29 protein-coding genes are annotated in these 26,916 nt (G+C 41.5%); 13 read left to right on the top strand and 16 right to left on the bottom strand.

What is annotated here, in order from left to right:
- Positions 1-10 precede the first annotated feature (10 nt).
- Genes ACGTNH_RS19195 through ACGTNH_RS19175 form a run of 5 tightly spaced genes read right to left on the bottom strand, consistent with a single transcriptional unit; the run spans position 11 to position 4,489 of the window.
- On the bottom strand, positions 11-655 hold the full coding sequence (locus tag ACGTNH_RS19195) for a TVP38/TMEM64 family protein (protein ID WP_394588607.1): 645 nt from the start codon (positions 653-655) through the stop codon (positions 11-13).
- The gene (locus ACGTNH_RS19190; protein WP_394588606.1) at positions 648-1,619 is read right to left on the bottom strand and encodes an ABC transporter ATP-binding protein; all 972 of its coding nucleotides are present in this window, start codon (positions 1,617-1,619) and stop codon (positions 648-650) included. Before ACGTNH_RS19190 ends, ACGTNH_RS19195 begins: the two co-directional genes overlap by 8 nt.
- Positions 1,616-2,413, bottom strand: a complete 798-nt coding sequence (locus ACGTNH_RS19185) for an ABC transporter permease (protein WP_394588605.1) — start codon at positions 2,411-2,413, stop codon at positions 1,616-1,618. Before ACGTNH_RS19185 ends, ACGTNH_RS19190 begins: the two co-directional genes overlap by 4 nt.
- Complete coding sequence (locus ACGTNH_RS19180) at positions 2,413-3,270, bottom strand: ABC transporter permease (RefSeq protein ID WP_394588604.1); 858 nt, start codon at positions 3,268-3,270, stop codon at positions 2,413-2,415. Before ACGTNH_RS19180 ends, ACGTNH_RS19185 begins: the two co-directional genes overlap by 1 nt.
- Positions 3,251-4,489: an ABC transporter substrate-binding protein gene (locus ACGTNH_RS19175; RefSeq protein ID WP_394588602.1), complete on the bottom strand. Its 1,239-nt coding sequence runs from the start codon at positions 4,487-4,489 to the stop codon at positions 3,251-3,253. The genes ACGTNH_RS19180 and ACGTNH_RS19175 overlap by 20 nt, the downstream gene beginning before the upstream one ends.
- 145 nt (positions 4,490-4,634) lie before the next feature.
- On the opposite strand from ACGTNH_RS19175, the gene ACGTNH_RS19170 reads away from it, so the two are divergent.
- Positions 4,635-5,225, top strand: a complete 591-nt coding sequence (locus ACGTNH_RS19170) for a class I SAM-dependent methyltransferase (RefSeq protein WP_394588601.1) — start codon at positions 4,635-4,637, stop codon at positions 5,223-5,225.
- 93 nt (positions 5,226-5,318) lie between these two features.
- Complete coding sequence (locus tag ACGTNH_RS19165) at positions 5,319-5,576, top strand: DUF2164 domain-containing protein (protein ID WP_394588600.1); 258 nt, start codon at positions 5,319-5,321, stop codon at positions 5,574-5,576.
- A 493-nt stretch (positions 5,577-6,069) separates the two neighbouring features.
- On the opposite strand, the gene ACGTNH_RS19160 is transcribed toward ACGTNH_RS19165, so the two are convergent.
- The 7 genes from ACGTNH_RS19160 to ACGTNH_RS19130 all read right to left on the bottom strand — a co-directional run bounded on the left by ACGTNH_RS19160 (position 6,070) and on the right by ACGTNH_RS19130 (position 13,415).
- Positions 6,070-7,803, bottom strand: a complete 1,734-nt coding sequence (locus ACGTNH_RS19160) for a methyl-accepting chemotaxis protein (protein WP_394588598.1) — start codon at positions 7,801-7,803, stop codon at positions 6,070-6,072.
- Complete coding sequence (locus ACGTNH_RS19155; RefSeq protein ID WP_394588597.1) at positions 7,803-8,747, bottom strand: BMP family lipoprotein; 945 nt, start codon at positions 8,745-8,747, stop codon at positions 7,803-7,805. Before ACGTNH_RS19155 ends, ACGTNH_RS19160 begins: the two co-directional genes overlap by 1 nt.
- A gap of 186 nt (positions 8,748-8,933) precedes the next feature.
- Positions 8,934-9,614 carry a VOC family protein gene (locus tag ACGTNH_RS19150; protein WP_394588596.1) on the bottom strand — a complete coding sequence of 227 codons (681 nt, stop codon included), beginning with the start codon at positions 9,612-9,614 and terminating at the stop codon, positions 8,934-8,936.
- Positions 9,601-10,617 carry an LLM class flavin-dependent oxidoreductase gene (locus tag ACGTNH_RS19145; protein WP_394588595.1) on the bottom strand — a complete coding sequence of 339 codons (1,017 nt, stop codon included), beginning with the start codon at positions 10,615-10,617 and terminating at the stop codon, positions 9,601-9,603. Before ACGTNH_RS19145 ends, ACGTNH_RS19150 begins: the two co-directional genes overlap by 14 nt.
- Positions 10,618-10,700: 83 nt before the next feature.
- Complete coding sequence (locus ACGTNH_RS19140) at positions 10,701-11,984, bottom strand: efflux RND transporter periplasmic adaptor subunit (protein ID WP_394588594.1); 1,284 nt, start codon at positions 11,982-11,984, stop codon at positions 10,701-10,703.
- 12 nt (positions 11,985-11,996) lie between these two features.
- Positions 11,997-12,671 carry a hypothetical protein gene (locus ACGTNH_RS19135; RefSeq protein ID WP_394588593.1) on the bottom strand — a complete coding sequence of 225 codons (675 nt, stop codon included), beginning with the start codon at positions 12,669-12,671 and terminating at the stop codon, positions 11,997-11,999.
- 294 nt (positions 12,672-12,965) lie between these two features.
- Positions 12,966-13,415 (bottom strand): MarR family winged helix-turn-helix transcriptional regulator, encoded by a 450-nt coding sequence (locus ACGTNH_RS19130; protein ID WP_394588592.1) that lies wholly within the window; start codon positions 13,413-13,415, stop codon positions 12,966-12,968.
- A gap of 142 nt (positions 13,416-13,557) precedes the next feature.
- On the opposite strand from ACGTNH_RS19130, the gene ACGTNH_RS19125 reads away from it, so the two are divergent.
- From ACGTNH_RS19125 to abc-f, 5 genes are all read left to right on the top strand, one after another.
- A complete protein-coding gene (locus tag ACGTNH_RS19125; protein WP_394588589.1) occupies positions 13,558-14,499 on the top strand; it encodes a YegS/Rv2252/BmrU family lipid kinase in 942 nt (313 codons plus the stop codon).
- A gap of 35 nt (positions 14,500-14,534) precedes the next feature.
- Positions 14,535-14,933 (top strand): cupredoxin domain-containing protein, encoded by a 399-nt coding sequence (locus ACGTNH_RS19120; protein WP_394588588.1) that lies wholly within the window; start codon positions 14,535-14,537, stop codon positions 14,931-14,933.
- A gap of 218 nt (positions 14,934-15,151) precedes the next feature.
- On the top strand, positions 15,152-15,610 hold the full coding sequence (locus tag ACGTNH_RS19115; RefSeq protein ID WP_394588586.1) for a MarR family winged helix-turn-helix transcriptional regulator: 459 nt from the start codon (positions 15,152-15,154) through the stop codon (positions 15,608-15,610).
- 56 nt (positions 15,611-15,666) lie between these two features.
- On the top strand, positions 15,667-15,774 hold the full coding sequence (locus tag ACGTNH_RS19110) for an RAxF-45 family protein (protein WP_394588584.1): 108 nt from the start codon (positions 15,667-15,669) through the stop codon (positions 15,772-15,774).
- A gap of 92 nt (positions 15,775-15,866) precedes the next feature.
- A complete protein-coding gene (abc-f, locus tag ACGTNH_RS19105; protein ID WP_394588583.1) occupies positions 15,867-17,687 on the top strand; it encodes a ribosomal protection-like ABC-F family protein in 1,821 nt (606 codons plus the stop codon).
- Between the two features lie 106 nt (positions 17,688-17,793).
- Here abc-f and ACGTNH_RS19100 read toward each other — a convergent pair whose 3' ends face one another.
- Positions 17,794-18,888, bottom strand: coding sequence for an SDR family oxidoreductase (locus ACGTNH_RS19100; RefSeq protein ID WP_394588581.1), 1,095 nt, complete (start codon positions 18,886-18,888; stop codon positions 17,794-17,796).
- Positions 18,889-19,032: 144 nt separating this feature from the next.
- Here ACGTNH_RS19100 and ACGTNH_RS19095 point away from each other — a divergent pair, with 144 nt between their 5' ends.
- From ACGTNH_RS19095 to ACGTNH_RS19080, 4 genes are all read left to right on the top strand, one after another.
- Positions 19,033-19,662 carry an SDR family oxidoreductase gene (locus ACGTNH_RS19095; RefSeq protein ID WP_394588579.1) on the top strand — a complete coding sequence of 210 codons (630 nt, stop codon included), beginning with the start codon at positions 19,033-19,035 and terminating at the stop codon, positions 19,660-19,662.
- A 107-nt stretch (positions 19,663-19,769) separates the two neighbouring features.
- A complete protein-coding gene (locus ACGTNH_RS19090) occupies positions 19,770-20,051 on the top strand; it encodes a glutaredoxin family protein (protein WP_394588578.1) in 282 nt (93 codons plus the stop codon).
- A 94-nt stretch (positions 20,052-20,145) separates the two neighbouring features.
- Positions 20,146-20,526, top strand: coding sequence for a YppG family protein (locus ACGTNH_RS19085; RefSeq protein WP_394588577.1), 381 nt, complete (start codon positions 20,146-20,148; stop codon positions 20,524-20,526).
- Between the two features lie 213 nt (positions 20,527-20,739).
- The gene (locus ACGTNH_RS19080) at positions 20,740-21,465 is read left to right on the top strand and encodes an alpha/beta hydrolase (protein ID WP_394588574.1); all 726 of its coding nucleotides are present in this window, start codon (positions 20,740-20,742) and stop codon (positions 21,463-21,465) included.
- Positions 21,466-21,578: 113 nt separating this feature from the next.
- Here the strand turns inward: ACGTNH_RS19080 and ACGTNH_RS19075 are convergent, their stop codons facing one another.
- On the bottom strand, positions 21,579-22,436 hold the full coding sequence (locus tag ACGTNH_RS19075; RefSeq protein ID WP_394588573.1) for a DegV family protein: 858 nt from the start codon (positions 22,434-22,436) through the stop codon (positions 21,579-21,581).
- Between the two features lie 69 nt (positions 22,437-22,505).
- Positions 22,506-23,420 (bottom strand): DMT family transporter, encoded by a 915-nt coding sequence (locus ACGTNH_RS19070; protein ID WP_394588572.1) that lies wholly within the window; start codon positions 23,418-23,420, stop codon positions 22,506-22,508.
- Positions 23,421-23,770: 350 nt separating this feature from the next.
- Between ACGTNH_RS19070 and cshA the strand changes: the two genes are divergently transcribed.
- A complete protein-coding gene (gene cshA / locus ACGTNH_RS19065) occupies positions 23,771-25,243 on the top strand; it encodes a degradosome RNA helicase CshA (RefSeq protein ID WP_394588571.1) in 1,473 nt (490 codons plus the stop codon).
- Positions 25,244-25,663: 420 nt separating this feature from the next.
- Here the strand turns inward: cshA and ACGTNH_RS19060 are convergent, their stop codons facing one another.
- The gene (locus tag ACGTNH_RS19060) at positions 25,664-26,425 is read right to left on the bottom strand and encodes a rhomboid family intramembrane serine protease (RefSeq protein ID WP_394588570.1); all 762 of its coding nucleotides are present in this window, start codon (positions 26,423-26,425) and stop codon (positions 25,664-25,666) included.
- Between the two features lie 123 nt (positions 26,426-26,548).
- On the opposite strand from ACGTNH_RS19060, the gene acpS reads away from it, so the two are divergent.
- Positions 26,549-26,905 (top strand): holo-ACP synthase, encoded by a 357-nt coding sequence (gene acpS, locus ACGTNH_RS19055; RefSeq protein WP_394588569.1) that lies wholly within the window; start codon positions 26,549-26,551, stop codon positions 26,903-26,905.
- Positions 26,906-26,916 lie beyond the last annotated feature (11 nt).

Raw genomic sequence — 26,916 nt, 5'->3', positions numbered from 1 at the left:
GGAACGCCTTTTATCGTGTGAGCCACTTTTGCACTCTTTTCCTCAGTAGAAAAGTGATGAGAAGAAGTAAGAAAGTAAGAGAAAAGGCTAGGATAAGTAAGTTGCGGTCACCACTTGCCAGACTTGTGCCCACAAGGCTGTATACCAAAGTTCCGGGAAGCATACCAAGGATTGTCGCTGAGACAAAAGAACGAATTTTCACTCTCGTCATGCCTGCCGCATAGCTTAAAAGGTCAAATCCTACGAGAGGGATCAGTCTTAAAATAAGTACATACAAAAAGCCGTTTTCACCCATGCGGATGTATATAGTATCTGCCCATTTAATACTCTGAAGACGAATGATAGAATCTCCAAAAAAACGACCCATCAAATAGCCTATAAGTGATGCCCCTGTGGCTCCAATAACGATGTATAACATACCGGGCCAAACGCCATAAGCAAAAGCTGCCGCTAAAGATAAAACTGAAGTGGGGAAAGCCACGATCGGTCCAATCGTATAAAGGCCCATAAAAAGTAAAGGGCCAAGGATACCAAACGAGAGAATATAGGCTCTTATCTCTTGCGGGGACGCATCTAACTGGTTCCTTACATACCAAGCCATCATAATAAATCCTATTAGAAAAAGCGCTGTTCGGAGGATTGCTTTTTTATTCATAGTCGCTGACCCCGCTCGAGGAATCAAATGAATAAATATGGTCATTTGGTATAAAGATGTTTAGGATGCTCCCATCATGAGGGAAGGGAAGGCGCAAGGATAAGCGTTTATTTAATTCTTTCAAGTAGACGTGAGCCACCCTCTCCCCGTTGGTAACAGAAGTCTGCAGAAGCGCTGCCTTCATAACGCGGGCAGATGTCGCTGGTGAACGGAACGAAATTTTGTTTAAAGGTACGTAATGATCTTGATCGAGGAGTAAATGATTGTCAAAGAATTGAACGACAAAGGGATTAGCCGGGGATTGTAAAATGGTTTCTGTGCTGGCTAATTGCTGGAATCGCCCATTATAAAACACGCCAATCGTATCCCCCATGAGCATCGCTTCTTCACGATCGTGGGTAACAAAGATAGAAGTGATCCCTCGCTCATTTAATAAGTCTCTTACCCAGTACCTTAACTCTTGACGAAGTGTGGGATCGAGACTGCTAAAAGGTTCATCCAGTAATAAAATTTCTGGTTCCGTCGCTAATGCCCTCGCTAATGCCACGCGCTGCTGCTGTCCGCCGGAGAGTTCAGAAGGAAACCTAGTCCGGGTTTCTGTTAGATTAATAGCTGCTAGCAGATCCCTCGTTTTTCCTTTTGAAAATCTGCCCGTTAACTTTGCTCCATAGTTGATGTTTTCTTCTACTGTCATGTGAGGAAACAACAGTGGTTGTTGAAACACAAGTCCGACTTTCCGTGTACGGGCATCGAGATGAGTTACATCTTTTTCCCCTATTTTAATAGTTCCGCTAGAAGGTTGATCAAGACCTGCCAGAATGCGGAGCAGCGTTGTTTTGCCACTTCCCGACGGCCCGACTATGCTTAACTTATCCCCTGGACTCATCTGGAAGTTTAATTGATCTAAGATCACATTCGATCCTAATGCTTTAGAGATGTTATTTACTTCGATTGCTTTACTCATACTCGATTCCTCCAAGGTGTCTGTGAATAGGGAAGTAAAGATAACAGTCCTTCGATCAGGATAAACATCAGAAGAGGGAGGGCTGCAAACCAAACGGAGAAAGCAGCCATAATCGATGGATTAGCTGTATCTAAAAATGGGAAGAAAACCATAGGAAGTGTGACGACACTTCCTCCTCCAATGATAGCCGTGATCGCATACTGGCTTAAACTAATGACAATCGTTAAGAACGTCACGCTGCGTATCGCGTTTTTTAGTAATGGCAGTTCGACGGTGAGAAATTGTTTTCCTTCGGATGCTCCGAGAATCAGAGCCTGCTCGATCATAGGTTTGCCCAGTTGACTGTAAGCGTGATGGAAGATTTTTATACTGTAAGGCACCGTGGGAACTAAGTGGACGATTGAAACGCCTATCCAACTGTCGGCTAGTCCTAATTTGATCATCAATAGGTGCAGCCCCATGGCGACCGCTAGAACGGGAATAAGAAGCGGGGCCAGAAGTAAAGCTTCGAGTGGTGTTCTTCCTTTAAATGAATATAAGGCTAACGCTTTCCCTGCAGTAACCCCTATAAGAAAATTTAATAATAGAACCATTGCACCGATCAAGATCGAAGTTATCGTAGCTGTCCAAAGATTAGGATCTGACAAAAGCAAGGCGAAACCTTCGAATTGAACGTTTATCTCCTGAGTCGTTTGTAAACGCCACGGCGTTGTAATGCTTTGCAGGAGAAGGACAAAGACCGGGGAGACGAACAGAAGCCCGGCAATGATATAGAAGTGAATTTTGTGTTTCATTACAATCGTCCTCTCAAAGCTCGCATTCTTTTGCGATTGACGTACATATAACCAATGAAGGCCATCAAAGTAATAAGGAAACTGATCGTCACCATAGCCGCAAATGCTAAAGGACGGTCTTCCCAGCTTCCGCTATAAAACCAATCATAGCTTAAGACAGATATCATTTCAGGAAAGTTCGTACCTAGAATAGCAGGAACTTCATAGGCCGTAAGTGTAAAAGCGAATAGAATAAAAAAGATTTCCATGACCACCGTGGATATTTGGGGCCATTCGATGGTTTTAAATTGTTCCAAACGACTCCCTCCAAGTGTCTTGACTACATCATAATAAGAGGAAGGGATGGCGTTATAAACAGGAAACAGCATAAGGATGACAAACGGCACTTCTTTCCCGATATAAGCGAGAATAATGCCGATGCCGTAATTGTCTCTCGTAAGAATGGGGAAATCTCTTGGATTTTCAAGTACCCCGAGTACCGTTAACATTTGAGCAAGCCACCCAGTTTCTGAAAAAATTAAAATAATCACATAAGCAAAAATCAAGTGCGGGAACAGCATAGGAAGCCAAACCGAAAGGCGCGGGAGACTGGATCTTAAAAGATGAGTAAAACGGCGGGTAATTAAAATTCCTATGATAATCGACACTAGTGTAGACGTGAACGATGTATAAAGGCTGAACCACAGCGAGCTCAGAAAACGATCCGACGTAAAAAGCTGATGGTAATAGGTCAAAGTCATATTACTTCCGTCTTTTATACTTTCTATAAAAGCGGACCACAGACCATAAGCAGGCAGCATAAGAAATAGCAGAGCAGGCAAAAGCAGGAGTAAGAGCTTAATTTTGTACAAGTTCATTCATCCATTCTTCCTCAATCCAATCCACATATTCTGCTTCTGCTTCAGGCAGGAATGATTTTTCAAGTTCCTGCTGATCTAATACACTATTTCCCCGATCTACGCTTTCAAATTGCTCTTTCTGTGCTTTACTTAATGCATCAAAGTTGATAGGTGAACTCTCGCCCCACACATCTGGTTTCAGCTTTTCTAATTGAGCTTTGGGAGATAGCATATCGTTAATAGCTACGAGAGCTCCTGCTTTGTTCGGGCTGTTATAAGGAATAGAAAGGAAATGAGTGTTCCCGATTGAACCAGGTTTCATAACAAACGACTCAGTCGTCTCTGGAAAGACCCCTTCTTCAATTAGTGACTCTGCACGGGCTTCGTTATAGCCCATTGTCATCGATACTTCCCCTTCACCATAAAGCTGATCCAGCTCTTCTAAACGATTAGGATAGTGTTCCCCTGAACGCCATAGATCTGCCTTAATCGACTGTAAATATGTCCACATCGCATCTCCCGCTTCACTGGTTTGCCCTTGGTCGAAAGGCTGTCCATAAATAGTAGAAGGTTTTTCGGCTTCCGCATAAAGCAAATGTCTTAAAAACGCATTACCCGTAAAGTCATTGGCTGCTGGATAAGTAAACTCTTGCGGGTTGTTTTCTATCCATTGCTGCAGCTCTTCAAATGACTGGGGAGGATGATCAATTTTCGCCCGGTCATAATGAAAGACAAATTGCACTTTCCCCCAGGGCGCTTCCATTCCTTCCACCTCTGTTCCAAAATCGGTCGTAATGGCGGGGTCTTCTTTATCGTAATATTTATTAAAATTAGAAAGCTGATCGGTAAACGAACCAGCTAGTAGTTCGTGATCCTTTGCATTTTTAAAATTTTCACCATTAAGCCAAATGATGTCTATTGTGCCTGTTTGCTTGTCGGCTTGTTTTTCAGTTTGAAGCTTTTGCAGAATTTCTTCAGTGTTCATAGGAACACGTTTAAGGGTCATGTTGTATTCTTCCTGTAAACGAGGCTGAAGCCATTCGTCTATGTACTCGTTAATTCCCTCATCTCCACCCCACATATATAACCGTACCTCAGATCCATTGGCTTCTTCTACGATCGACGCCCAATCGCGCTCTTTTAACTCTTGTAAATCAGCAGAGGAGCCGCTCTGATTACAGCCGGTTAATAAAGCAAAGCAAGAGAATAGGAGTATTAGATCAAATTTTTTCCACATACAACAGGCCTCCTTTCATTTCATCATAGCTCATTGTTGGTAAGGGTGTTGTTATCTATATTACAAACAATTGGTTCGGAATGGAAACGATAAAACCGCGTGAATCGGTTATGAAAAGGGTAGATTAGGTAGAGGAGGTGTTGGTATGTTAAAAGATCAATTTGTAAAACCAAATGGATGGATAGGGAAGGCAGTCGGACAGTTCATGGAATTTGAGAATAACGAGCTGGCTGACTGGACACAGTCCTTTTTACAAATAAACGAAAACGATACGATTTTTGAAATCGGTTTTGGGGCGGGAGGGGGATTAGCCAGCCTAGCAAAAGCGTACCCTTCGGCAGAATTAATAGGAGTCGATCCCTCAGAAGCTATGGTGGAAATGGCTGTGAGTAAACTGCAAAGAATAGGTAACCACCAGCAAATCCTGCTTACTCATGGACCGGCCCAAATTATAAAAAACTTTAATCTTAGGTTTGATAAAGTATATGCGGTAAATAATATTACATTTTGGGAAGATCCTGTAGACACGTTAACGCATATTCATGACTCCATGAATCAAGGAGGGATAATTGCGTTAACCTTATGTCCTCACGAGGAGGGTGCTACAGATGATACGACGGAGGTGTTAGGGGGACAATTCACATCGTTATTGACGGAGGCAGGCTTCTCGCAAATCGAAGTGTTTATTAAACCAACGAAGCCTAATAACACGGTATGCGCAGTTGCAATGCGTTAATGCAACAGGTCCATTGAAACTCTCGCGTGGTGTCCTCCTTTTGAGTTAGGAATGTGCTACGATAATGAAAGATGAAAAAGGAGGGGAATTATCATGCGTGCATCCTTATCGAAGGAACAAAGAGAGTATATGATTGACCGTGTGCAAGCATATTTTGAACTTGAGAGAGAGGAGCAGCTCGGTGATTTAGCTGCAGATCAACTGCTTGAATTTATGGTGAATGAATTAGGTCCTTTTATGTACAATAAAGGCATTTATGATGCAAGGCAGATGGTAGAGCAGAAAGTATTAAACTTAGATGAAGACTTACTGTCGCTTGAACGTCCGGCGGGTCGTCCGCCGCGGAACTAACAAAAAATGAAAGGATCCTTCTAAAGCACCTGAGCTTCTTGCATAAGGGAGAGGAAAGGGATGCAGAAAAAAACTCCCTTTCCTGGGGCGAATGGTGTGTCTCCTCAGGCTTTGGCAGCCTTCCGGGTCACACCTTATTCGTATCTCCCCCAGGAGTGTCGACAACCCTTATTCAAAATAGATTACAGGAACCCATTTCCTCAAACTTGAAATCACACATAGGAAATAGCCACTCTAAAAACTCATATTAAATTCTTCTAAGGTTTTTCGACATTCTGAAGTCGGGACATAAGCAAAGCAGTGAGGTCAATGAACAAACATTCGAATAAACGCGGATCATTATTTCTCTTTAATATAAATCATCCGAACGAATTTCTAAAAAATCGTTCGGATAATTTTATGCTTTATTCAATTTTGTTCCGGCACCAAATTCTTTGCTAGAATATGAAAGGTTCAGCCGGTCGATAAAATAAAAGGTTCTAGAAAGCTGCTATTAACTTGCTGCATAAGGAAGATCTTCATCATGGTTTGGGGGAGATACACTCTTTAGGAATTCTTCCGTTGAATCTTCCTTATCCCATTGGAAATGAGACAATTGATCGTTTAAATCAGACACCATTTTCTCCAAATGATTAGCTTCCTTTTGCAGTTGATTAAAGGCATTTTGCTGTTCTTCTGCAGAAGCAGATATTTCTTCTGTCCCTGCTGCTGTTTCTTCTGTCACTGCACTTACATTTTCCACAGAGGAGGTTACTTGAGAACTTTGTTCCTTTGACTGTACCATTCCCTCTACAAGGTCATTTAACTGTTTATAAATGGCATCAACTTGCGTGTGAATGAGGCTAAATGCACCTTCTGAAGCATTTAAGGAACGGTGATGCTGTTCGGTAAGCTCCATTGTTTCCTGCATTTCTTTTTCAATAGTTGTGACACCAGACTTAATTTGCTGGACCATGCTGGATATCTCACCAGTTGCTCTAGTTGATTGATCAGCCAGTTTTCGTACTTCCTCGGCAACGACAGCAAACCCTTTTCCATGCTCTCCTGCTCGTGCCGCTTCAATGGCCGCGTTTAAAGCGAGTAAGTTTGTTTGCTCTGCAATATCATTGACTAGTTTAACCGTAACTTCTATTTGATCTGTATAGCGAATAAACTCGGTGACGGATTCTTCAACATTTGAAATAGCATGATTATTTCTTTCCATTACTTCTCGTTGATCGGCAATAGATTCTTGTCCTTCTTGAGCTGATTGTAACGCTTGTGTGCTTTTGTCAGAAGCTAATTGACTTTCCTTTGTATTTTGTTCGAAATTTCGGTTCATCTGCTCCATTAGTGAAGCGATATCCTGAATATCATTAGAGATTGATTGGCTTCCTTCAGCTAATTCTTCTGTTGAACTAGATACTTGGTCGGTGACTTCAGAAAGCCCCGACATTTCTTTGTTTAATTTAGAGCTGAATTCTTCGACATTACCGCCAATTCGATGGACGGACTGCAGTGTATTTGTTAAATTATCCACCATAATCTGAAAAGCTCTTTTTAACTGCCCAACTTCGTCTTTTTCTTTATCGGAAGTCTCAATCCGGGTCGTTAAATCTCCGTCTGCAACCTGCGAAGCCTGCTTAGCCAGCTCTCTTATTGGTTTTGCAATCCTGGAGGTTAGGCGAGAAGTAGCAAAAATCGATAAAGCAATAAGCACGGCTGCTGACACCAGAGCGAAAATAATAAGACTTCGAATCGCCTCTGCCTGAGCGGTTGCTTTTTCGTCGTACCACGCTTGAGCTTCCTGTTGAAGCATAAACATATCATTTAAAATACCAGCTGTACGGGAAGCCTGCCGCTGAACTTCATTATTATCTTCAGCCTGTAACGCCTCCACTGCTGTCTGCTGCCAGTCTTCGTATTTCGTCTGAGCCTGTTCATACCATTGCTGTTGAGCTTCTGTCTTAAGCATAGGTGCTAAATTCTCAAACGATTTACCTGTAGTTTTAATCTGCGTCAGTGCCTCTTGGCGTGTAGCTTCAGATGGACTGTAGCCATATGTATCTAATGCCTGTTCGACGGAAATAAGCTGACTGTTTACTTCTTTACCTTCTAATAAAAAGACAACATCTTCATTGGAGGAGCTTTCAAAGCTAATCATCTGAAAGACAATATAGGAAATCAGCAATAGACTTAACAATAAAGGGATCAGGGTCATCGTGTATAAACGTTTACCTATTGTCATTAGTTAACCTCCTCGTCTATGCGGTCTTGTTCTTCATCGGACAATTGAATTAAACGAATGGGTGCAAGTCCGACGCCTTCTTCTTCAATGCCAAGCTCTTGTAAGCCGCCCTCTAAAAGTTCGCCTTCCGTAAGCTGAGCCATGACATCATAAAGAGCCACATTAACATTTTTCATCATGGAAGAAACGACCGCATCTTCAGCAACATAATACTGATCACTATCAGCACCAAATGCATAGATTCCTAGATTTTGAGCTTCTTTCATCACACCTACTCCAGTAAAACCTGCTGCGTGAAATACATAATCAGCCTCATTCTCGGTGAACTCGCGAGTCAGGTCCGCCCCTTTAGAATCATCATCAAATGTACCTGCATATTCCACAAGCACTTCAGCATTATCATTCACTTCTTGAACTCCTTCACGAAATCCATTCTCAAACCGTTCTACCACCTCAATCTGTTCACCGCCGATAAATCCTACGACATCAGACTCTGTTTTCATCCCAGCCAGCAAACCAATTAAGTAGCTTCCTTCATCCTCTCGAAACGTAATTGACGTTACATTATCAAACTCAGAAACTGCATCAATTAATACAAACTGCTGCTCAGGATACTTTTCAGCAAGAGCATCAATCGATGCTTGGGAATCATACCCTAGCCCCATAATCACATCGTGTCCCTGCTCAATTAAGTCCTTCATATGTCCCTCGAAATCTCCATTAAAAGGTTCACGATAATCGAACGTTATATCGAGTTCGTCCCTGGCTTGCTCCAGTCCTTGAAACGCAGAGTCGCTAAACGAATCGTCGCCAAGTCCGCTCTCAGTAACAAGAAGGCCGGCGCTAATTCCTTTCTCGGCGCTGACAGAATCAGCTTTCTCACTGCTGCATCCAGCAACAAACACACATAGTAATAGTAATCCGAACCATCGATATGCACTCATACACTCACTCCTATTGTAAGATGTCTAACAACCTGTAATATCGGTTATATTTGTAAATTTTTAATAGGTAGGACAAAAAAAGAACGTTGACTGTGGCGTCAACGTTCTGGGACGTGTCGTTTTAAGATTAAAACAACTTGTAGAGAAATTCTGCTTTCTCAACAAGATGATGGAACTACAACGTAATTACGTAATCGAGAAGTGATCAAATTGGGTATGGAAGTGATCTCCAATTTCTAAAATCAGCTCCCCATTCTCAAGAGGGTAGCTGGCTGTTGAAGGTCCGCTCGTTGTTTTAGCAAGCCTATATATGGTTTCGAATATTTTTTGGGCTGCTTCCATGTCTGATATTCCTAAAGAAAGGTGAAGAAAGCGAGACGAATTGATGTCTGTTTTGTTTGAGGGCTCATTTTTACCTGTCCATTCAATAAGAAAGGGAAGGGGAGCATCCACGTATTCAAAAGGTTGCGGGAATAGCATTCTCCACTTTATTAATGAGCCATCAGGACGTCTGCGTTCTCCTGGAAAAGGACCATGATAAGAGATTCCTTTTTCCTTAAAATAGGTGATGTACTTATCCATGAAGGTCGTACGAAGGGCAAATTGAAACGGACCAAATCTACCTTGGTCAAACGTTTGTTTAAACTGCTGAATGAGTGGATTCTTTGAGTTGGATGCCGTTTCACGATCGCTTAAACTGAGCCACTCAATGTAATTGTTATTGCTAAAGTAACAAAGTTCATTAAAGGTGCCCCAAATACTATGATGACCGCCAGGCACTCCCTTTAATCCGTGGGTGCTGGTAAACTCCTCTTGGTCTTGCTTTGGCTGTTTCGAGGCAATGACAAGATGGTCAAAAGCTAACATGGTGTTTCGCTCCTTTAAGCTGAAAAGCTTCAGCGATTAATTGATACGATTTCACTCGCTCCTCAAAAGGAGAAACAATGGTATTAATAATGACTTCGTCCACATTGTAATAGTGCGCGAGTTCTTCAATCTCTTGTTTTACTTTCCCTGGTGAGCCGACGACCATTCGGCTTCTATTCTCTTGGATTTGTTGTTCCTCAAACATTGTATATGAATAATGGAGTGCATCTTCAGGGGACGGAAAGTTATGCTGTAAGCCGCCTTGTTCGATCTTTAATATAGCTAAGTCCAGGCTCGAGGCCAAAAACTCGGCCTTTTCATCCGTTTCTGCGCAAACAGCAAAAATAGAAACATTACCACAAGGCACCTCCTGCTGCACAGAAGGTTGAAAATAGTCGTGATAGCGGCGCATGGCTCTAGCTCCCCCATATCCATTGATGAAATGGGCAAAGGAATAAGAGACGCCAAGTTCAGATGCAACGCGGGCACTTGCTCCACTGGAACCTAACATCCAGATCGGCGGACTATGTTCCCCTTCAGGTGAAGCGTAAATCCCCATCTTATGCGGGTCCTCTCCGTAAAGGTAAGAGAGAAGTTCACTCAATTGAGCGGGATAATCTTCGATAGAAGGAAGTTGGCCACGATTTAAAGCTAAATTAACGTTAGGTACACCGCCAGGAGCTCGGCCGACTCCCAAGTCAATCCTGCCGGGATACAAGGCTTCCAATACACGAAATACTTCTGCAATTTTATAAGGGCTGTAATGAGGAAGCAGGATTCCACCAGTTCCAATACGAATTTTCTCCGTCTGGCTGGCCAGGTGGGCAGCTAAGATCTCAGGAGAAGATCCGGCTAAACTTTTCGTGCTATGGTGTTCAGCTACCCAAAAACGGTGAAAGCCCAGCTCGTCAGCAGCCTTGGCAAGCTCGGTCGTATGCTGAAAGGCGTCTGCCGGTGTCATTCCAGATAGAATGGGAGATTGATCAAGTACACTTATCTTCATAGGACTAGCCCCTTTTCTCACGATGTTCTACAAAACTACTATATATCGTGTCATGAGACTAGTATTTTTGCAAAAACTTTCTCTTACCGATTAAACACACCAAGCAGAAAGTTCTCTTTCATCACAGCTTTGGATCCTTGAAAAAGTTCATCTTCTTTCACATGATGATAGTCGATCGGCGTGACAATTGGGGTCAGGTTTCGGAAGCGCTCTTTAGGCTCGTGAGCCAGTTTGACTTGATTTTCGAGACCGCTCTGTACTTCAACTACGCCATCTTTTTCTAACCCAGTTTCAATTTCTTTTTTTTCAAGCAGGCCCTGATTATTCATTTCCCAGGCATACAAATGTTCTTCAGTTATAAGAACTTCATCAAAAGCGGCTATAGTCTCAGATGCTTCATCTGTAATCACTTTAATGTCCGTATGATATCCTGGTCTCAGGGCTTCGTTTTGTTCAGAAAGTGAGATCTCAAAAGGATATTTACTCGCTTTCTGGACGTCGGTCTCTTTTGAAAAAGTATCGAGACTTTCCAACGTCCCCTCCAGTGTGACTTCTTCGTCTTCTATATCTGTTATAGATAACTCTGTTCGCATCCCTTCTTCAAGCTGCTTTCTGTCTTCTTCATTCACTTCTCCCTCTACTATAAGCTGAGTAGAAGCGATGGTAAGCAGGGGAGATGAAAGGTCAGCTGAACGATCACGCACCACACCATCAAATGTACTTCGAACGGTAATGGTCTGACCAGTAGTCGTCAGCTGATCAAGCTGGTCGTTAACCATGGCTAATTCCGCTTCTTTTTGAGCACGTTCTTTTTCTTTGTCACGAATAGCTTCCTCTTGGAGAAGCTCGGCTTCAGCTGTAGATTCTTCACTCGTATCTTCAAGATCTTCTTCATCTTCATTATTTTCATTATTAGAAAAAGGAGAGTCGAACCCACCGAATGACTCCTCTGGACTATCATCAATGTTGTAGTTTTCTAGCGTAGTTATATATGTATCGACAGCCGCTATTTCTTCTTCTATTTTTGCAGCTTCTAATTCCAGGTCATTTACTTGATTTTCATAATGAAGGACTTCATAGGCGTATAACTCATCGCCTTCACTTATCTCATCTCCAACTTCCACAAAGAATTCCTGAAAAGCACCCGTGTTCTCATCAAAATAAACAGGAGTGTCCTCCTCTGAAGTGAAGATACCACGCACGTTCAGGGACTCCACCACATCGGCAGTGAATGTTCCAGACCACTCTCGAACGAATGATTTACGCTCAATCAAATGGTTTTTGTCAAAGTAGAGTAATAGACAATTGCAAAGAATGAAGAGGAAGACGCCAATGGCGATTCCTTTCTTTTTTCGAGAGTTTTTCATTAGGATCATCCTTTAAGAGAGTAATAGTTGAACGATGGTTTCATCAAAAAACAAAAGCGCTGCTGTAGCGGCCCATAAGATAAGGTTCCATAAAAGCACACCTGTGATGACCCACCATTTCTTTGAATTTGAAAGAAAAGAGAGGGATTTAATTTGAAACCATACAACAAAAAGCTGAAATAAAGAAATCGATCCAAAGAAATAAATAACCCATTCCAAATATGTAAAATATGAAGCTATAATGCCAAAAGATAAAGGGGAAACATACCAATCAAGCCCTAAATAAATCATAAAAGGAATCCAAGTGAGGCGCTCGAAAAGCATGACAGCCCAGACAGTTAATTGAATATTAACCACTTTTTTATAAGAAACGTCAAAAAGAATCCAGTATATGAAAGGCGTAAAAAGAACAACACCGAGAAATAAAAGACCGGCTATAGATAAACGTCCAAACAAGAACCAGATTTTCTGGAATTCAAATTCAATTCGGCTGAGAGTGGTGATTTTATAAGAGAGCGGGTCCGTACCTAACCCTGACCACGTAACAGCTGCGTATGTTAAGATCGTTAGAAAGAACAATAGAAAAAAAGCTTTCCAGAAGTGTTGAATGCGTTCAGATTTACGAAGCAAGATTAATTGATCATGAGGCTGAAAAAATAATCGAACGAAATTAGTTGAGTAAGTCATCGGACGTCACCTTCCTGAATCATCTATTCATTAGTGTAACTGAAAATTCTTAATCTTTCTATCGATTTTTATCAATTATTGGAAGATAACGGGCTGAGGGAACAATGTGAGTCGAAGGTCCCTGAGGGAAGTGCTATTTGCTTTCTGAGGAATTTGAGATCGTGCGCGCGGAAAGCGGAGGATTGTGACAGAGCGTCGTAAATTCGGTTTAATATAAATAATCCGAACCGATTGCAATAGAATCGTTCGGATTATTTTACGCTTTATTCATTTTGTTCCGTCCCGCATTTATGGTTAGTGATCGGTTTGTTCAGATCTTTCTGTTAAGTTACGCTGAATTTTTTTCAGCCAGGAAACAATGACCCGCTGTTCTTCTTCTGAAAAGTCTTTAGTAATTTCTGCTTCAATCTCCTGGATAATCGTCCAAATCGTCTGATCCAGCTCTTCCCCTTTTTCGGTGAGTTGAATAACCTTTGTGCGTTTATCCTTTCTACTTGAATCTTTCGTAATGCATTCATTTTTTAATAGAGATTCAATAATTCCATTCATGGAAGACGCTTTAATGTACAATCGGTTTTGTAAGTCAGATTGGCTCTGTTCTCCATGTTTGGCCAAAAAGTAAATGACTTTGGCTTGAGCGTTCGTCAAACCATATTCACTTAACTTTTCGTTATACATATTTTTTAGAAAATGAGAAATCACATTAATATTATAGCCTAATAAAGGTTCTATTTGACGATTCATGCTTTAGTTAGCCTCCTAAACATTGAATAGTATATAAGTTTTAAGTGAATAGGTAAACCTCTTTGCTTAGAAGCAGACAGACGTTTGATGGATCCTAAAACAGGAAATTATAGTAACACGGACAGGGTAAAGGAGGAGAATGATGCCTCGTTATGAACGTGGATTATTTATATATAATGGAAATGCAGGCAATGGAGAATTGGAACAAAATTTATCAGAAACAATCCCCGTTATAGCCCAGCAGGTGAAAGAGCTGCAAGTCATTCAAACCGAAGATCTTGATGAGTTTAAAGAGACGTGCTGCAGATACGGAGCTTATGTAGACGTGCTCTTTATTTTAGGTGGAGACGGAACATTACACGAATGCGTTAATTGTATGGCAGAGCAAAATTCTAAACCTGTTATAAGCATCCTTCCAGGTGGAACGTGTAACGATTTTAGCCGCGTACTTGGCACCCCCCAGCCTCTTCGACAAGCTGCTGAAGCAGCCATTAAAGGGGAGGAAGTAAGTGTTGACATTGGAAAATCAAACGATGATTATTTTATTAATTTCTGGGGGATTGGATTAATTACCGAAACATCAACGAATATTGATGAAGGGCAAAAGGATCGTTTTGGCGTGCTCAGCTATTTTATTAGTGCTTTTAAAACGATGAATCAAGCCGACTCTTTTCATTTTACAGCTGAAATAGATGGAGAGAAGCTCCGGGATGAGGCAGTTATGGTTTTAGTCATGAATGGTCGATTTGTAGGAACTAGAGAAGTTCCCATTCCTGATACACGTCCTGATGATGGGATGCTAGACGTCCTTATCATAAAGAATTCTAATTTGACGTTATTTAGAGAACTACTTTCTATGAACAAGCCATGGTCTGATCCGGAAAATTTTCAAGAGCTGACTTATTTACAAGGAAAAGATATTAAAATTAACGTGGAAAACTCTCAAAAAATTGACATGGACGGCGAGATCAAAGGTGAAACACCAACTCATATACGAGTACTTTCGAATCATTTTACATTTCTAGCCCCTGATCCAGCAGTTGTTAAGAATATCCAAGGGTTTACGAATGGAAATGATCGGTAAAAGTTAACTATATCCAAAAGTTAGGAGGAGGTAGAATGTCGAAAAAAGTACTTATGGCGTTAATGCTTGGACTTATTTTAGTTTTAGCAGCTTGTGGTGGATCAGATGAAGAGGAGACAGGTTCAGGTGAAGATTCAGAAGAGATGGAAGATGGAGGCGGTGAAGAGACTTCAGGAAATACGCTGGATATATCAGCCACTAACTTTGAATTTGATCAAGAAGAATATACAGTACAGTCTGGGGAAGAAGTGACGGTTAATCTTTCAAATGAAGAAGGAGCACACGGAATCGCGATAGAAGATTTCGATGTCAGTATGGATGCAGAAGGGTCGACTACTTTCACTCCTGAAGAACCAGGCGAGTATACGATTGAATGCAGTGTTCCGTGTGGTGAAGGGCATGAAGATATGAAGTCCACGTTAGTTGTAGAATAATGATGGGTTAATTTGCAAACGAATAATTAAATTATTTAGCATAGTGGACATTTAAGACTACTATGGTGAACATCACCAGCCTTAAGACCCGATCTAATTCGAATGAATTGACCGGGTCTTTCTTGAATGAATAAAAAAGTCTTTAGTTTTTCTTTAGAATGGCCCTATTCTTTGATATATTAAACGTAACGAGAGGGTAGGATGAGAGGAAGAGGACTATGGACGAATCTTACAAAAGAAAAAAACAAGACCCATCGCTTAAGCTTTTTGTCGTATTAGCGAAAGCTCAGCGTTCCATTGCAGATTTAGTGAAAGAAGATATTCAAAGATATGGTTTAAACCCAACGGAGTTCGGTGTGCTCGAACTTCTTTATCATGAAGGGGACCAACCGCTGCAAAAAATCGGAGAAAAGATTTTATTAGCCAGCGGAAGTATTACGTACGTGGTTGATAAACTCGAGCAGAAAGGGTTTATCGAACGTGTTCCTTGTCCAAGCGATCGCAGAATTACTTATGCGTCTATTAATGATCAAGGAACCGAGCTGTTACATGGTATATTCCCTGATCACTGGAAACAGATTGAGAAAATTACAGGCGGCTTGTCTGAAGATGAAAAGAAGCAGGCAATTGAATTGTTGAAAAAGCTCGGCACTTACGCCGACCAACAAATTGACTAGACGTAAGATGAGTTTTAGGTATAATAAAAGTAACTAAGGACAAAGGAGGGATGAAGATGTTATCGAAGCATGTGATTGATCGCGAATTGCTGTATATCAACCGTGCGCTTTTTCATGATTTAACTGCCCAGGGGACAGGTCTGTCCAAATGCGAAGTTAAATAATGGAAAATGATAACGTCTCATACCTGATCGATCACTATTAAAAGTCAGAGGTCACGAGACCTCTGACTTTTTTTGTCTTTAGGAGGAAAAGAATGATGAATATTACATTAAAAGATGCGTATAAAATCATTGGCGGTAAAGTGTTATTTGAAGCCCTTACCTTCGAAATAAATGAAGGGGAAAAAGCAGGGCTTGTCGGCCGGAATGGAAGCGGGAAATCAACGCTTTTTCGTTTGATTACAAAAGAAGAAGGACTGGATGGAGGCGACCTATTTATTAAAAAAGGGTTATCCATCGGCTATTTGAAGCAAATTCCTGAGAACTATGATGGCACTGGACGGGATTACTTGAGGGAAGCATTTGAAGATCTCAATCAAATGTTACTCACCATGAAGCAATTGGAAAGCGAGATGCAGGACCCAGAAAAGATGGAGAAGGCCTTGCTGCAATATGGAGAGCTGCAAGAGCGCTTTACAGAACGTGGAGGATATGAAGTAGAAGCTTCTATCAATCAAGTGGCTAACGGACTTCAGGTGGGGTCCCTGCTTGACCAGCCCTTCAGTCATTTAAGCGGTGGAGAAATAACAAAACTGTCTTTAGCTAAGATCTTACTTGAAGACCCTGATGTTCTCCTATTGGATGAACCGACGAACCACCTTGATCTTCATGCCATTGAGTGGCTGGAACAATATTTGCAGCGCTATAAAGGGGCTGTCTGTATCATATCTCATGACCGGGCCTTTCTTGATCATGTCGTAACATCGATTGTTGATTTAGAAGATGGGGACACCCATTTTTATAAAGGGAATTACAGTTCGTTTGAAAAGCAAAAAGAGGAAAAACTGCTCATTGAATTTCATCAATATCAGGAGCAGCAGAAGAAGATTAAAAAGATGAAAGAAGCGATTCGCCGACTAAGACAATGGGCAAATGAAGCGAACCCTCCGAATCCGAAGCTTTTTAAAAAAGCAAAAAGTATGGAGCGAGCGTTAGAACGGATGGAGAAACTTAACCGGCCGGTAATAGATGCTAAGAAAATGGCTCTTTCATTAAAGGCTGAAGGGAGAAGCGGCAAGGATGTCATCGTTCTTGAGAAAATTAGTAAAGCTTATCAAGAACGTCAAGTGTTAAAAGACATCAACCTTCACTTGCGTTATCAGGAAAGGTTGGCCATTGTAGGAACGAATGGGAGTGGAAAATCGACGCTTCTCAAACTCATTTTAGACAGAGTAGAGGCAGATGAAGGGAAAGTGGCCTTAGGGGAGTCGGTGAAAGTGGGGTATTTACCGCAGAACCCACTTCAAGGTGTAGATGAACAGCAGCGCATGATTGATCATTTTAGAGACCATATTATCGTAACAGAAGGGCAAGCGAGACATATGCTGGCTGCCTTTATGTTTTATGGATATGACGTGTTTCAAAAAATCTCTCTGCTCAGCGGCGGGGAACGAATGAGGTTGAAACTTGCCATTTTTATGCATCAGGGAGCGAACCTGCTTGTACTTGATGAACCAACGAATCACTTAGACATTGAGTCGCAGGAAGTGTTGGAGGAAGCTCTTCAGCGGTTTGAAGGTACAGTTATAGGTGTCTCTCACGACCGCCGCTTTCTTAATGCCTGTTTTCTTGAAACAGCTTATTTAGTAAATGGGGAGCTTCATCGCTTTATTGGAAATTATACAGACACACGGAGTCACTGGCGCAGTTTGTTAGAACTTGAAACAGAAGTATCTGAAGCGCATAATCCAAGAGAAAAAGCCAAAACCCCGAGAGAGAAGACAAGTTATTCTTTAAGTTATGAACAGCAAATTGAGCAATTGGAAGCGCAGGCACTTAAGGAAAACGATCCAGTTAGCAAAGCTGAGCTTCAAAAACAAATCGATGATTTATATACAAAATGGATGAACGAATAGGAAATCAGCTTGCAGGCGCCGGGTACCAGGTACCGAAATTCACACTTGGCCCTTCGCTCATTGATAGCTTTTCGGTACCTGGCACCTTTATGCGTCTCATCCCTTTTTATAAAAGCGAAAGATGTTTCTCTTCGTTTTTTCTGTGGGATTGGTAATAATCAATTAACTTAGGAAGATAGCTCTTTAAATTGGGACAAGTAATTTGAGTTTCTTTTAAATCCGTGTGAGTATGGTCCTGCTGATACTTGCTTTCACAAGTGAAGTAAGACAATGCTTGTTTTTGAATACCTGTTAGACGCCGCGTTGTTTTAAAACTCAGAACGGTTTTAGCTATTGGCATAGGCAAGGAAAAGTTGGGTGTACGGCCGAGGTAGTGCTGCGTAAATAAGCGGTAGATGTCTGATGCCGTATAAGGATTTGGATCTGTCAGATGATACGTTTTTCCAATGCTTTGCGGCTGATGAGCTAAGGAAGCTGCGGCGCGTGTCACGAAATCTTGAGGGACGATATTAATATACGCCTTTCCGTTGCCGAACGAAGGAAGTAAAGGCAGGTGCTTCAATTGATGCAGAAGATTTAATATGAAATAAGGCCCGTCAAATTTCATAGTCTCTCCGGTTTGCGAGTGTCCGACAACTATTCCAGGGCGGAGCACTGTGACAGGGAGGGAGGAGCGCTGCTGTTGAACGAGACGTTCTGCTTCATATTTAGTATATTCATAATGGTTTTTGAAACCCGCTTTATGAGTAAGCTCATGTTCATAGATGTTTCCTTCTCGCTTCCCTGACACAAATGCACTGCTGAAGTATATAAAGTGTTTCAGCGTGGGTGAATCTTGAAGCCAGTTAAGTACATTTCGCGTGCCATCAACGTTAATTTTCCAAGATGGCAGGAGCGGGGCAGCCAAATCATATAGAGCTGCTAAATGGAAGAAATGCGTCACTTCGTTTAAAAGGGAGGCGGATACAGAGGAGACCAATCCCATATGCGGCAAGGTAATATCTCCTTCAATAAGCTGGATGTCAGGAGCATTTACTCTGCCTTCCTCCATTAAGCGACGAAGGTCAACTTCGGCAGTTTTCTTTACCGATGGATGATGCAGGAGATAAAGTCGCTCGATGGGATGTTCTTGATTTGAAATCTCTTGAATTAAATGAGTGGCAAGGTAGCCGGGAAACCCTGTAAACATGTAAATAGACATGGCAAACTCTCCTTTCTCTCTATAATAGTAAATTCGTTATCTATAGAAATATTTCCTGCATTTAGAGAAGCGGTCTGTTTATTTTTTGAAGAAAAAGGGAAGTTTACAGGAAGTGATTACTACATTTAAAAGGGAGGCTGGCACGTGCGCGTTTTAGTCATTGGAGCGAATGGTAAAGTAGGAAAACACATTGTATTTAAACTAAAAAAATTCGATCATGAGCCTGTGGCAATGGTAAGGTCCACAGAACAAATTCCACAGTTTGAAGCAGAAGGAGTTGCAACGGTACTAGGGAATCTAGAAAAAGATTTTGAATCTGCTTTTTATAATGTTGATGCAGTCATTTTCGCGGCTGGTTCTGGTCCTGATACGGGCGCGGATAAGACGATTCTTATTGATCAGGAGGGGGCTATTAAATCAGTTGAACGTGCAAAGCATTTTGGTGTTCAGCGGTTTGTTATGTTAAGCTCGATGGCAGCAGATCGTCCAGAATCCGGCCCCAGCGGGATGAAGCACTATCTCTATGCGAAGCACCGGGCTGATGAATACTTAAAGCAATCAGGATTAAATTATACAATTGTACGACCAGGTGGTCTTACGAATAATGAAGGGACAGGCCTGGTGAAACTCCAGGAGCACATGAACAACTTCGGTGAAATTCCAAGAGAAGACGTAGCAGAAACGCTCGTTTATTTGTTGTCAGTTCCTAAAGCAGAAAACAAAAGCTATGACTTAGTCAGTGGAGATCAGCCTATCAGAGGATTGCTTGTATAAGGATGGTATCTTTCCAGTAAATTTTAGGTTTACGATCCTGGACACCGGGTATTAAGTTAATAATGAGCCATTAGAACTAGGTGAAGTCTAGAAAGAGGAGGGCTCCAATGAGTCAACAAAGAGTAATTGTGTATACAAGTGATCATTGCACCCACTGTAAAAAAGTTCTTTCCAAATTAACGGAGTGGGAAATTGATTATAAAGAGAAAAATATCACACAAGATAAATCATATTTTAAGGAACTTCAAAAACAAAAGGTTTATGGCACCCCTGCTACGTTCATTAATGATGAAAAAGTGTTAGGATATCAAGAGAGAAGTTTAAAGCGGGCATTAGGAATTCAAGATGCCGGGCGTTTTCAAAATGCGGATACGATTCATTTCTCATAACAGTTTCAAGTGATCAGGCATCACTTGTTTTTTTTTACACTTTTTTAGTGGGACACTCATAGCCTATAGTATTAAATGTAAAGGGGGTCCTTCTATGTATCCACCATACAATCCATACAATTGGCAGCCGCCTTATTCACCTTACGGAAATGCGGATATCGACCGAAGCTATAATGATTTATACAATCAACAAATCCCGTATGGATGGGATCCGTCCATGTATCAAGCGCAGGCTCACGCCCAAGGCCAGGCACCTTTCATGCAAGGATATGGGTATCCGGGTTATTATGATTATGGATATGAAAACGGCGCATACGGGCTGCAAAAGAAGAAAATGATGGCTTATTTTCAAGATGAGCAAGGCCAATTAGACCTGGATAAAATGTTTAATACGACAGGTCAAGTCGTTCAGACGATCCAGCAAGTATCGCCTATGGTTAAGGGTATCGGCTCATTTGTAAAAGGGCTGCGCTAATTCCGCAGTCTTTTTTACATAAAAGGATATAGAATTACAGGTCATTTGCGCCACATCTGCTTTCACAACGGATGGGTGAGTTTTTGACAGCGAGGTAAGAGCAAGGAGGCTTGACCGTATGTAGAAGTATGATTAAATGCGGCATGTCACTGTCCTTCGAATAAGTAAGGAACTGCCTCGTCTACATCATAGAAAGAGTGGATGGTGAGAGAAGTGAGTACAGGTTGTTTATGTATCCATGGCTATACAGGTAGTCCTGAAGAGGTACAGCCACTCGTGGACTTTTTGCAAAAAGAAACGGATTGGGAGTTTAGCGTACCCACATTGCCAGGGCATGGGAGTGAGCTTGATTTACGAGGGCACTATTACCAGGAGTGGGTTGCTGCAGCTGAGCTCGCATTACTAGACCTCAAACAGCGCCATGATACGATTTTAATTATAGGATTTTCAATGGGGGGCATGATTGCTTCCTACTTAGCTGCGAAGCATGAAGCGGATCGTCTTGTTTTATTATCAGCCGCTTTAAAATACATCAGTTTTCCTCAAATGATAAAGGACACATTTGGAATTGTTACTGATGCGTGGAAAGGTTCCCTCATAGAAAATCCACTTTTTATCCGATATCGAACGAAGGTGACGCAGACTCATTTTCTTTCGAGTTTGGAGTTTATGAAATGTGTGGAATTCACAAAGCCTTATCTTCAGCACGTGCGTTGTCCCACACTAATTATGCAGGGGAAGTTAGATGGGATGGTGCCGAGTAAAGCGGCTAACTTCTTAGAACAAGAAATATCTTCTCCGCTAAAGGAAGTCGTTTTTCTCCCTAAATCAAAACATTTAGTATGTCATGACCAGGATCGCGATACGCTTTGCGAGAAAGTAATCGATTTTCTGCGTGAAGTTTCTTATGAAATGGAAAATAGAGAAGTACACCTGTAAATTCTCCTTTTTTGTAGGTGAATTCTTTTATGAATGGACCCAGGTATCGGAAAACTAAATGTGCATCAACAATCAAAATCTTTATTCCGGCACCTGGTACCTCTTATGAATGGCTAATCTTTAAAAAATGCGATAACGAGTCCGCCTTCTCCAGCATATGTTGAGATGAGCGGGCCTGTTTCAGTAAAAATGGAATCCTTGAAACGATATTTATTCTTTATGCTTTCTAAAACCGAGCGCCCGCGTTCCTCATCATTACTATGAGACATAGCGATCACCTTGTCTTCAAAATGATGAGCATATTCTCCAATCTGTTCAACGAAGCGGCGAAGCGACTTCTTATCTCCTCTTACTTTTTCCGTCACATCGATCGAGCCTTCATCTTCTGTAGCTTTCATAAGAAGTTTAATGTTGAGCGTTTTGGCAATTGTACCTTTAACTTTATCTAACCGCCCGCCTTTGATTACGTTTTCTAATGTTTTTAAAATGAACAACGTCGTCGTTTGTTCGATTTTCTTTTCCATATGCTGTACGATTTCTTCAAATGGTAGATTTTCGCCGATTTTCTGGGCAGCTTCGTGAACGAGAAGAGCAATTCCGCAAGAAGCTGTTTTCGTATTCAGTACTGCAATCTTTCGATCGGGTTCTTCTTCTAACAGCATGTCCTTCCCCATTACAGCACTATCATACGTGCTGCTCAATCCTTGAGTGAGTGCTAATACAAGGATGGGATAATGAGGATCTACTTGTTTGTATTTTTCGTAAAAGTCATAGGGACTAGGGGAAGAAGAGGTTGGTAACTCTTCAGCTTCTTTTAGTTTAGTGTAAAACGTGGACAAGTCGATCGTTTCGCCCGTTTTATACTGTTCTTCGCCAAAGTGAATGTTTAATGGTACAACTTTGAGATTGTGTTTTTCGATCATCGTTTCTGGGAGGTCAGCCCCTCCGTCAATAATCATTTGAATGGTCATCTCTTCACCTGCTCTCCGTTAGTGATGATATTCTCTATCTTTTTTCTTAGTATAACAGACATCTTTTTATTACGAGTCTGTGGGGTGATGGGTGAGCTTCGGTTTCATCATTTTCTTCGTACTGATAATAAAAAGCATGAGCCCAAATATGACAATGGATCCGCCTAGCCACTGGGCCCAGGATATCCCTTCCCCTAGAATGATAAAAGCCAAAACAGCTGCACCAATGGGTTCTAATAATATGCTCATTGAGATTTTAGATGCGCTGATCCATCGCAGCGACCAATTGAATAACGAATGGCCGAAGAAAGTCGGAATAATCGCAAGCGCTGCATAAATAAGCCATTGACTTCCTGAGTAACCACCAAACGGTACTTGTAAAGCCAGGTTGTAGCCAAGCAAAGTAATTGAAGCAACGAGGTAGACAATAAAGGTATACGACGTCATCGATAACCGCTTTCTCAAGCTTTGACCCACGAGGAAATATCCGGTCACCATCACCGCTCCACCTAGTGCAAGAAGGTCTCCGTATAATGCCATGCCGCTTATTTGGAAATCCCCCCAGCTAATAATGACACTACCGGTTATAGCAATAATCATACTTAAAACCGCTCCTGCTGAGAAACGTTCTTTAAAGAATAGAAACGTTCCAATAAAAGCGAAGATCGGCTGCATGGAAACGAGTACAACAGAACTAGCTACAGAGGTATAATTTAAAGATTCAAACCACAAAATAAAGTGTAGAGCTAAGAAGATTCCAGATACGGATGCCCATACCCAATCCTTCCTGGATATGTGCTTAAGGTCTGGAGCATGTTTGAAAAAAACATAAGGTGCCATAATAATGACCGCAAGCGCTAATCGATAAAAAGCAATAATAGAAGAAGGAGCATCTCCGGCCAGTTTTACAAATATAGCCGATGTCGAAATAGAGATGACTCCAACAATTAATAAGAGTAATGGATGAAATGGAGGCTTATCCATAGGAGGCCCTCCTTATACAAAGCAGTTTTCCTTAATTTTATCACTGTCACGTTTGAAAAGCATAATAAAAATGTGTAGAATTAATACAGTTATGTGTGTTATGATGGATGAATCGTTCAGGCAGGTACCTAACAGCCTCTCCATACTTTAGGATAAGAGGCTTCTTTTACTTGTTAAAACATGTATATTTATTTCGGGTCTAACAACATAGAGGCTTATCATACTTCTATTAGTGCAATCAAGTAGAGTGGAAAGCGAGCCTCAAACGGTTAGACGCGTAAATCTCAACTGACCATTCCGTAAAGCGGATGGAGGTTTCACTTTATATAAAAGAAGGAGTATGAAAGTTAGTGACAACATTTAATTCATTAGGTTTATCAGAACCAGTACTAAAAGCATTAGATTATATGGGTTTTGAAGAAACTACACCGATTCAAGAGCAAACCATTCCATTAGGATTAGAGGGCAAAGACGTTATTGGGCAGGCGCAAACCGGAACAGGTAAAACTGCAGCGTTTGGTATCCCGATGATCGAAAAAATTGATAAAAACGTTCGTTCAGTTCAAGGGCTAGTTATTGCTCCTACGCGTGAGTTAGCCATTCAGGTAGCAGAAGAAGTCAACCGTCTTGGTAAAAATAAAGGCGTTCGTGCGCTGCCGATCTATGGTGGGTCGAACATGGACCGTCAAATCCGTGCGTTAAAAGATAACCATATTGTAGTAGCTACACCGGGTCGTCTTCTTGACCACATTCGTCGTAAAACGATTAAGCTTCAAAACGTCCACACGGCCGTTTTAGATGAAGCAGATGAAATGCTGAATATGGGATTCATCGATGATATTCGTGACATCCTTAAATCACTTCCTGAAGAGCGCCAAACATTGCTTTTCTCAGCTACTATGCCTAGAGAAATTCGCGATATTGCGACAAAGCTTATGAAACAGCCTGAAGAGGTTAAAGTAAAAGCGAAGGAAATGACAGTAGAGAACATTGAACAATACTACATCGAGATCCCTGAGAAGCATAAATTCGACACATTAACACGTCTGATGGATATTGATGCTCCAGCTTTAGCGATTGTTTTCGGTCGTACGAAGCGTCGTGTTGATGAAGTATCTGACGCTTTGCAGGCTCGCGGTTTCCGTGCAGAAGGTATTCACGGTGACTTAACGCAGGGTAAACGTATGTCCGTTCTTAATAAGTTCAAAAAAGGCCGCATCGAAATTTTAGTTGCGACTGACGTTGCAGCTCGTGGTCTGGATATTTCTGAAGTATCACACGTGTACAACTTCGATATTCCGCAAGACCCTGAAAGCTACGTTCACCGTATTGGACGTACAGGACGTGCGGGACGTAAAGGAAAGTCCATTTCCTTTGTAACGCCACGTGAAAAAGCACAGCTGAACTTAATCGAGAAGCTTACGAAGAAAGAAGTAGAACGCCTAAGCGTTCCATCTTCCGATGAAGCTCGCCGCGGACAACAGCAAATTGCTGTAGAGAAGCTAATCGAGACAACAGGTCATCAAGGGCTGGAGAAATATCAGCAATCAGCCAGCGAATTGTTAGAGCAGTACGATGCTTCTGATTTAATCGCAGCTGCATTAAAAATGATGACGAAGGAACGCAACGAAGTGCCAGTACGACTATCATCTGTACAGCCAATCAGTGTGAAAGGTGCTCAACGTAACAAGGGAAAAGGCGGCGGCAAAAAGCCATACCGTAAAGACGGTAAACGCCCTTACAATAAGCACGGAAACAAGTCACGTAATTATAAAGGAAAAGGCAATCGCAGTTTCCAGAACAAAGGACGAAATTCCAATTAATAAAAAAGTCCGGTCCCTCGAGGGATCGGACTTTTTTAACTTGTATAGAAACCTTAAAGAGTGTAAAGGATTTGAGGAACCGGCTACCTTTCAGCGGGAGAATGATGTGGCTCTTCGGGCTATCAACATCTTATTGCCAATTCTCGGAGGAGTCTTGCTGTTTCCTCAAACCCTTTTTCGAAATAGATCACTGGCAAAATCATTTACTCAAGCTGTGAAAGCAGCTTTGGCAAAAGTGTATTCACATTACAAAGGTTTCAAGATTTCATTTTGGTCAAAGAAACGGAAAAAGAAAAAGTGCCGCAGGTCGCAGACCGAGGGGATTTTCTGTCTTTCCCTGCGGAAAGCGTTTTTTTTATACTTTATTCAGTTTTGTTCAAGCTTGTTTTTAGTGAATTTTAGACTAACATTTACTCTCCCTTATCGAACAAAAGCGAGCGCGATCAGGAAGATAATAATCCCCCAAAAGACGTATTTCCCGTATTTTTTTACCGGACTCGATCCTTTACTCCAGCGATTGGGATTAAATGAAATGTCTTTGCTTTCCCGGTTGGCGAATTTAGCTCGATTTTGCCAAATTGAAAATGGGCGAGCATTTCTTAATAGTGGAGGTGCAGCGGCAAACCCTCCTATCAGACCAAATAGATGAGCCCAAACGTTAATGCCCGGGCGTGAAAAGGTCATGAATAAACCGAGTACGAAGATAACCATTACAATTTGAGTGTTTGCTGAACCAATGAGTGATTTACGGTTAAGGACCATAAACAGATACACACCAAAAATCCCAAAAATTGCTCCAGAAGCCCCGAGATGTTGATAGAATGCGTTTGGAGCCATTAAGTAAGTACCCACATTTCCAGCGATTCCAGCAGACACGTACATCAAAATAAATTTCGTTTTTCCAAGCATTTGCTCAAGTGCTGGACCGAAAAGTACGAGAGAGAAGGAGTTAAATAAAGCGTGAGCGAACCCACCGTGTAAAAATATGGGGCTCAAAAGCCGCCAGTATTCGCCTTGGCCGACTAAATAGTTATTACCGATTCCTTCTCGAAGGATTTGCATCGCAATTGGGAGCTGAAGAATATCTATACAAAGCCATAGAAGAAAATGGATGGCAACAAGACATGAAACAATCGGATAAAATTTTAAAAATTCTTTGAAGCTTTCCGTTCGGACAAACATAGCGTGTGCTCCTTTATATAAAAGGTTATAAATCAATATAAGCAAAAATGAACGCCGGTATTCTTTTTGATCTAATATAGGATCGGGTATACTACACATAAACAATTGTAAAGGAAGATAAAGATGATAAAAGGGATTGGAATAGACCTAATCGAACTGGATCGTATTAAACAAAGTATAAAGCGTAATCCTCGGTTTGTTCAACGAATATTAACTAGAAGGGAACAGAATTGTTACGACCGTATGAACGACCATAGGAAAATTGAATTTCTAGCAGGAAGATTTGCTGCGAAAGAGGCGTTTGCTAAAGCGGCAGGATCGGGAATAGGTACTTTAAGTTTTCAGGATATTGAAGTTTTACCTAATGAACAGGGGGCGCCGGAAATTACAGTGGAATCTTATAATTCCTTGTCGATATGGGTAGCTATTACCCATAGTGAACAGTATGCTGTGGCTCAAGTCATTTTAGAAGAACAGTAAGTGGACATATT

The sequence above is a fragment of the Halobacillus sp. B23F22_1 genome (assembly GCF_043497005.1).
In the GTDB taxonomy this organism is placed as follows: domain Bacteria; phylum Bacillota; class Bacilli; order Bacillales; family Halobacillaceae; genus Halobacillus_A.
The sequence above is the reverse complement of the archived record's forward strand: the minus strand, read 5'-3'. Positions and strand labels throughout refer to the sequence as shown.

Bases quoted from the DNA above. Each gene is read 5' to 3' on its own strand.
- ACGTNH_RS19125 (WP_394588589.1), top strand. From the start codon at position 13,558: ATGCCTCGTTATGAACGTGGATTATTTATATATAATGGAAATGCAGGC.
- ACGTNH_RS19160 (WP_394588598.1), bottom strand. From the start codon at position 7,803: ATGACAATAGGTAAACGTTTATACACGATGACCCTGATCCCTTTATTG.
- acpS (WP_394588569.1), top strand. From the start codon at position 26,549: ATGATAAAAGGGATTGGAATAGACCTAATCGAACTGGATCGTATTAAA.
- ACGTNH_RS19075 (WP_394588573.1), bottom strand. From the start codon at position 22,436: ATGACCATTCAAATGATTATTGACGGAGGGGCTGACCTCCCAGAAACG.
- ACGTNH_RS19165 (WP_394588600.1), top strand. From the start codon at position 5,319: ATGCGTGCATCCTTATCGAAGGAACAAAGAGAGTATATGATTGACCGT.
- ACGTNH_RS19185 (WP_394588605.1), bottom strand. From the start codon at position 2,413: ATGAAACACAAAATTCACTTCTATATCATTGCCGGGCTTCTGTTCGTC.
- ACGTNH_RS19085 (WP_394588577.1), top strand. From the start codon at position 20,146: ATGTATCCACCATACAATCCATACAATTGGCAGCCGCCTTATTCACCT.
- abc-f (WP_394588583.1), top strand. From the start codon at position 15,867: ATGATGAATATTACATTAAAAGATGCGTATAAAATCATTGGCGGTAAA.
- ACGTNH_RS19070 (WP_394588572.1), bottom strand. From the start codon at position 23,420: ATGGATAAGCCTCCATTTCATCCATTACTCTTATTAATTGTTGGAGTC.
- ACGTNH_RS19120 (WP_394588588.1), top strand. From the start codon at position 14,535: ATGTCGAAAAAAGTACTTATGGCGTTAATGCTTGGACTTATTTTAGTT.
- ACGTNH_RS19150 (WP_394588596.1), bottom strand. From the start codon at position 9,614: ATGTTAGCTTTTGACCATCTTGTCATTGCCTCGAAACAGCCAAAGCAA.
- ACGTNH_RS19100 (WP_394588581.1), bottom strand. From the start codon at position 18,888: ATGTCTATTTACATGTTTACAGGGTTTCCCGGCTACCTTGCCACTCAT.
- ACGTNH_RS19175 (WP_394588602.1), bottom strand. From the start codon at position 4,489: ATGTGGAAAAAATTTGATCTAATACTCCTATTCTCTTGCTTTGCTTTA.
- ACGTNH_RS19130 (WP_394588592.1), bottom strand. From the start codon at position 13,415: ATGAATCGTCAAATAGAACCTTTATTAGGCTATAATATTAATGTGATT.
- ACGTNH_RS19060 (WP_394588570.1), bottom strand. From the start codon at position 26,425: ATGTTTGTCCGAACGGAAAGCTTCAAAGAATTTTTAAAATTTTATCCG.
- ACGTNH_RS19170 (WP_394588601.1), top strand. From the start codon at position 4,635: ATGTTAAAAGATCAATTTGTAAAACCAAATGGATGGATAGGGAAGGCA.
- ACGTNH_RS19140 (WP_394588594.1), bottom strand. From the start codon at position 11,984: ATGAAAAACTCTCGAAAAAAGAAAGGAATCGCCATTGGCGTCTTCCTC.
- ACGTNH_RS19155 (WP_394588597.1), bottom strand. From the start codon at position 8,747: ATGAGTGCATATCGATGGTTCGGATTACTATTACTATGTGTGTTTGTT.
- ACGTNH_RS19090 (WP_394588578.1), top strand. From the start codon at position 19,770: ATGAGTCAACAAAGAGTAATTGTGTATACAAGTGATCATTGCACCCAC.
- ACGTNH_RS19190 (WP_394588606.1), bottom strand. From the start codon at position 1,619: ATGAGTAAAGCAATCGAAGTAAATAACATCTCTAAAGCATTAGGATCG.
- ACGTNH_RS19195 (WP_394588607.1), bottom strand. From the start codon at position 655: ATGAATAAAAAAGCAATCCTCCGAACAGCGCTTTTTCTAATAGGATTT.
- ACGTNH_RS19115 (WP_394588586.1), top strand. From the start codon at position 15,152: ATGGACGAATCTTACAAAAGAAAAAAACAAGACCCATCGCTTAAGCTT.
- ACGTNH_RS19110 (WP_394588584.1), top strand. From the start codon at position 15,667: ATGTTATCGAAGCATGTGATTGATCGCGAATTGCTGTATATCAACCGT.
- ACGTNH_RS19135 (WP_394588593.1), bottom strand. From the start codon at position 12,671: ATGACTTACTCAACTAATTTCGTTCGATTATTTTTTCAGCCTCATGAT.
- ACGTNH_RS19180 (WP_394588604.1), bottom strand. From the start codon at position 3,270: ATGAACTTGTACAAAATTAAGCTCTTACTCCTGCTTTTGCCTGCTCTG.
- ACGTNH_RS19145 (WP_394588595.1), bottom strand. From the start codon at position 10,617: ATGAAGATAAGTGTACTTGATCAATCTCCCATTCTATCTGGAATGACA.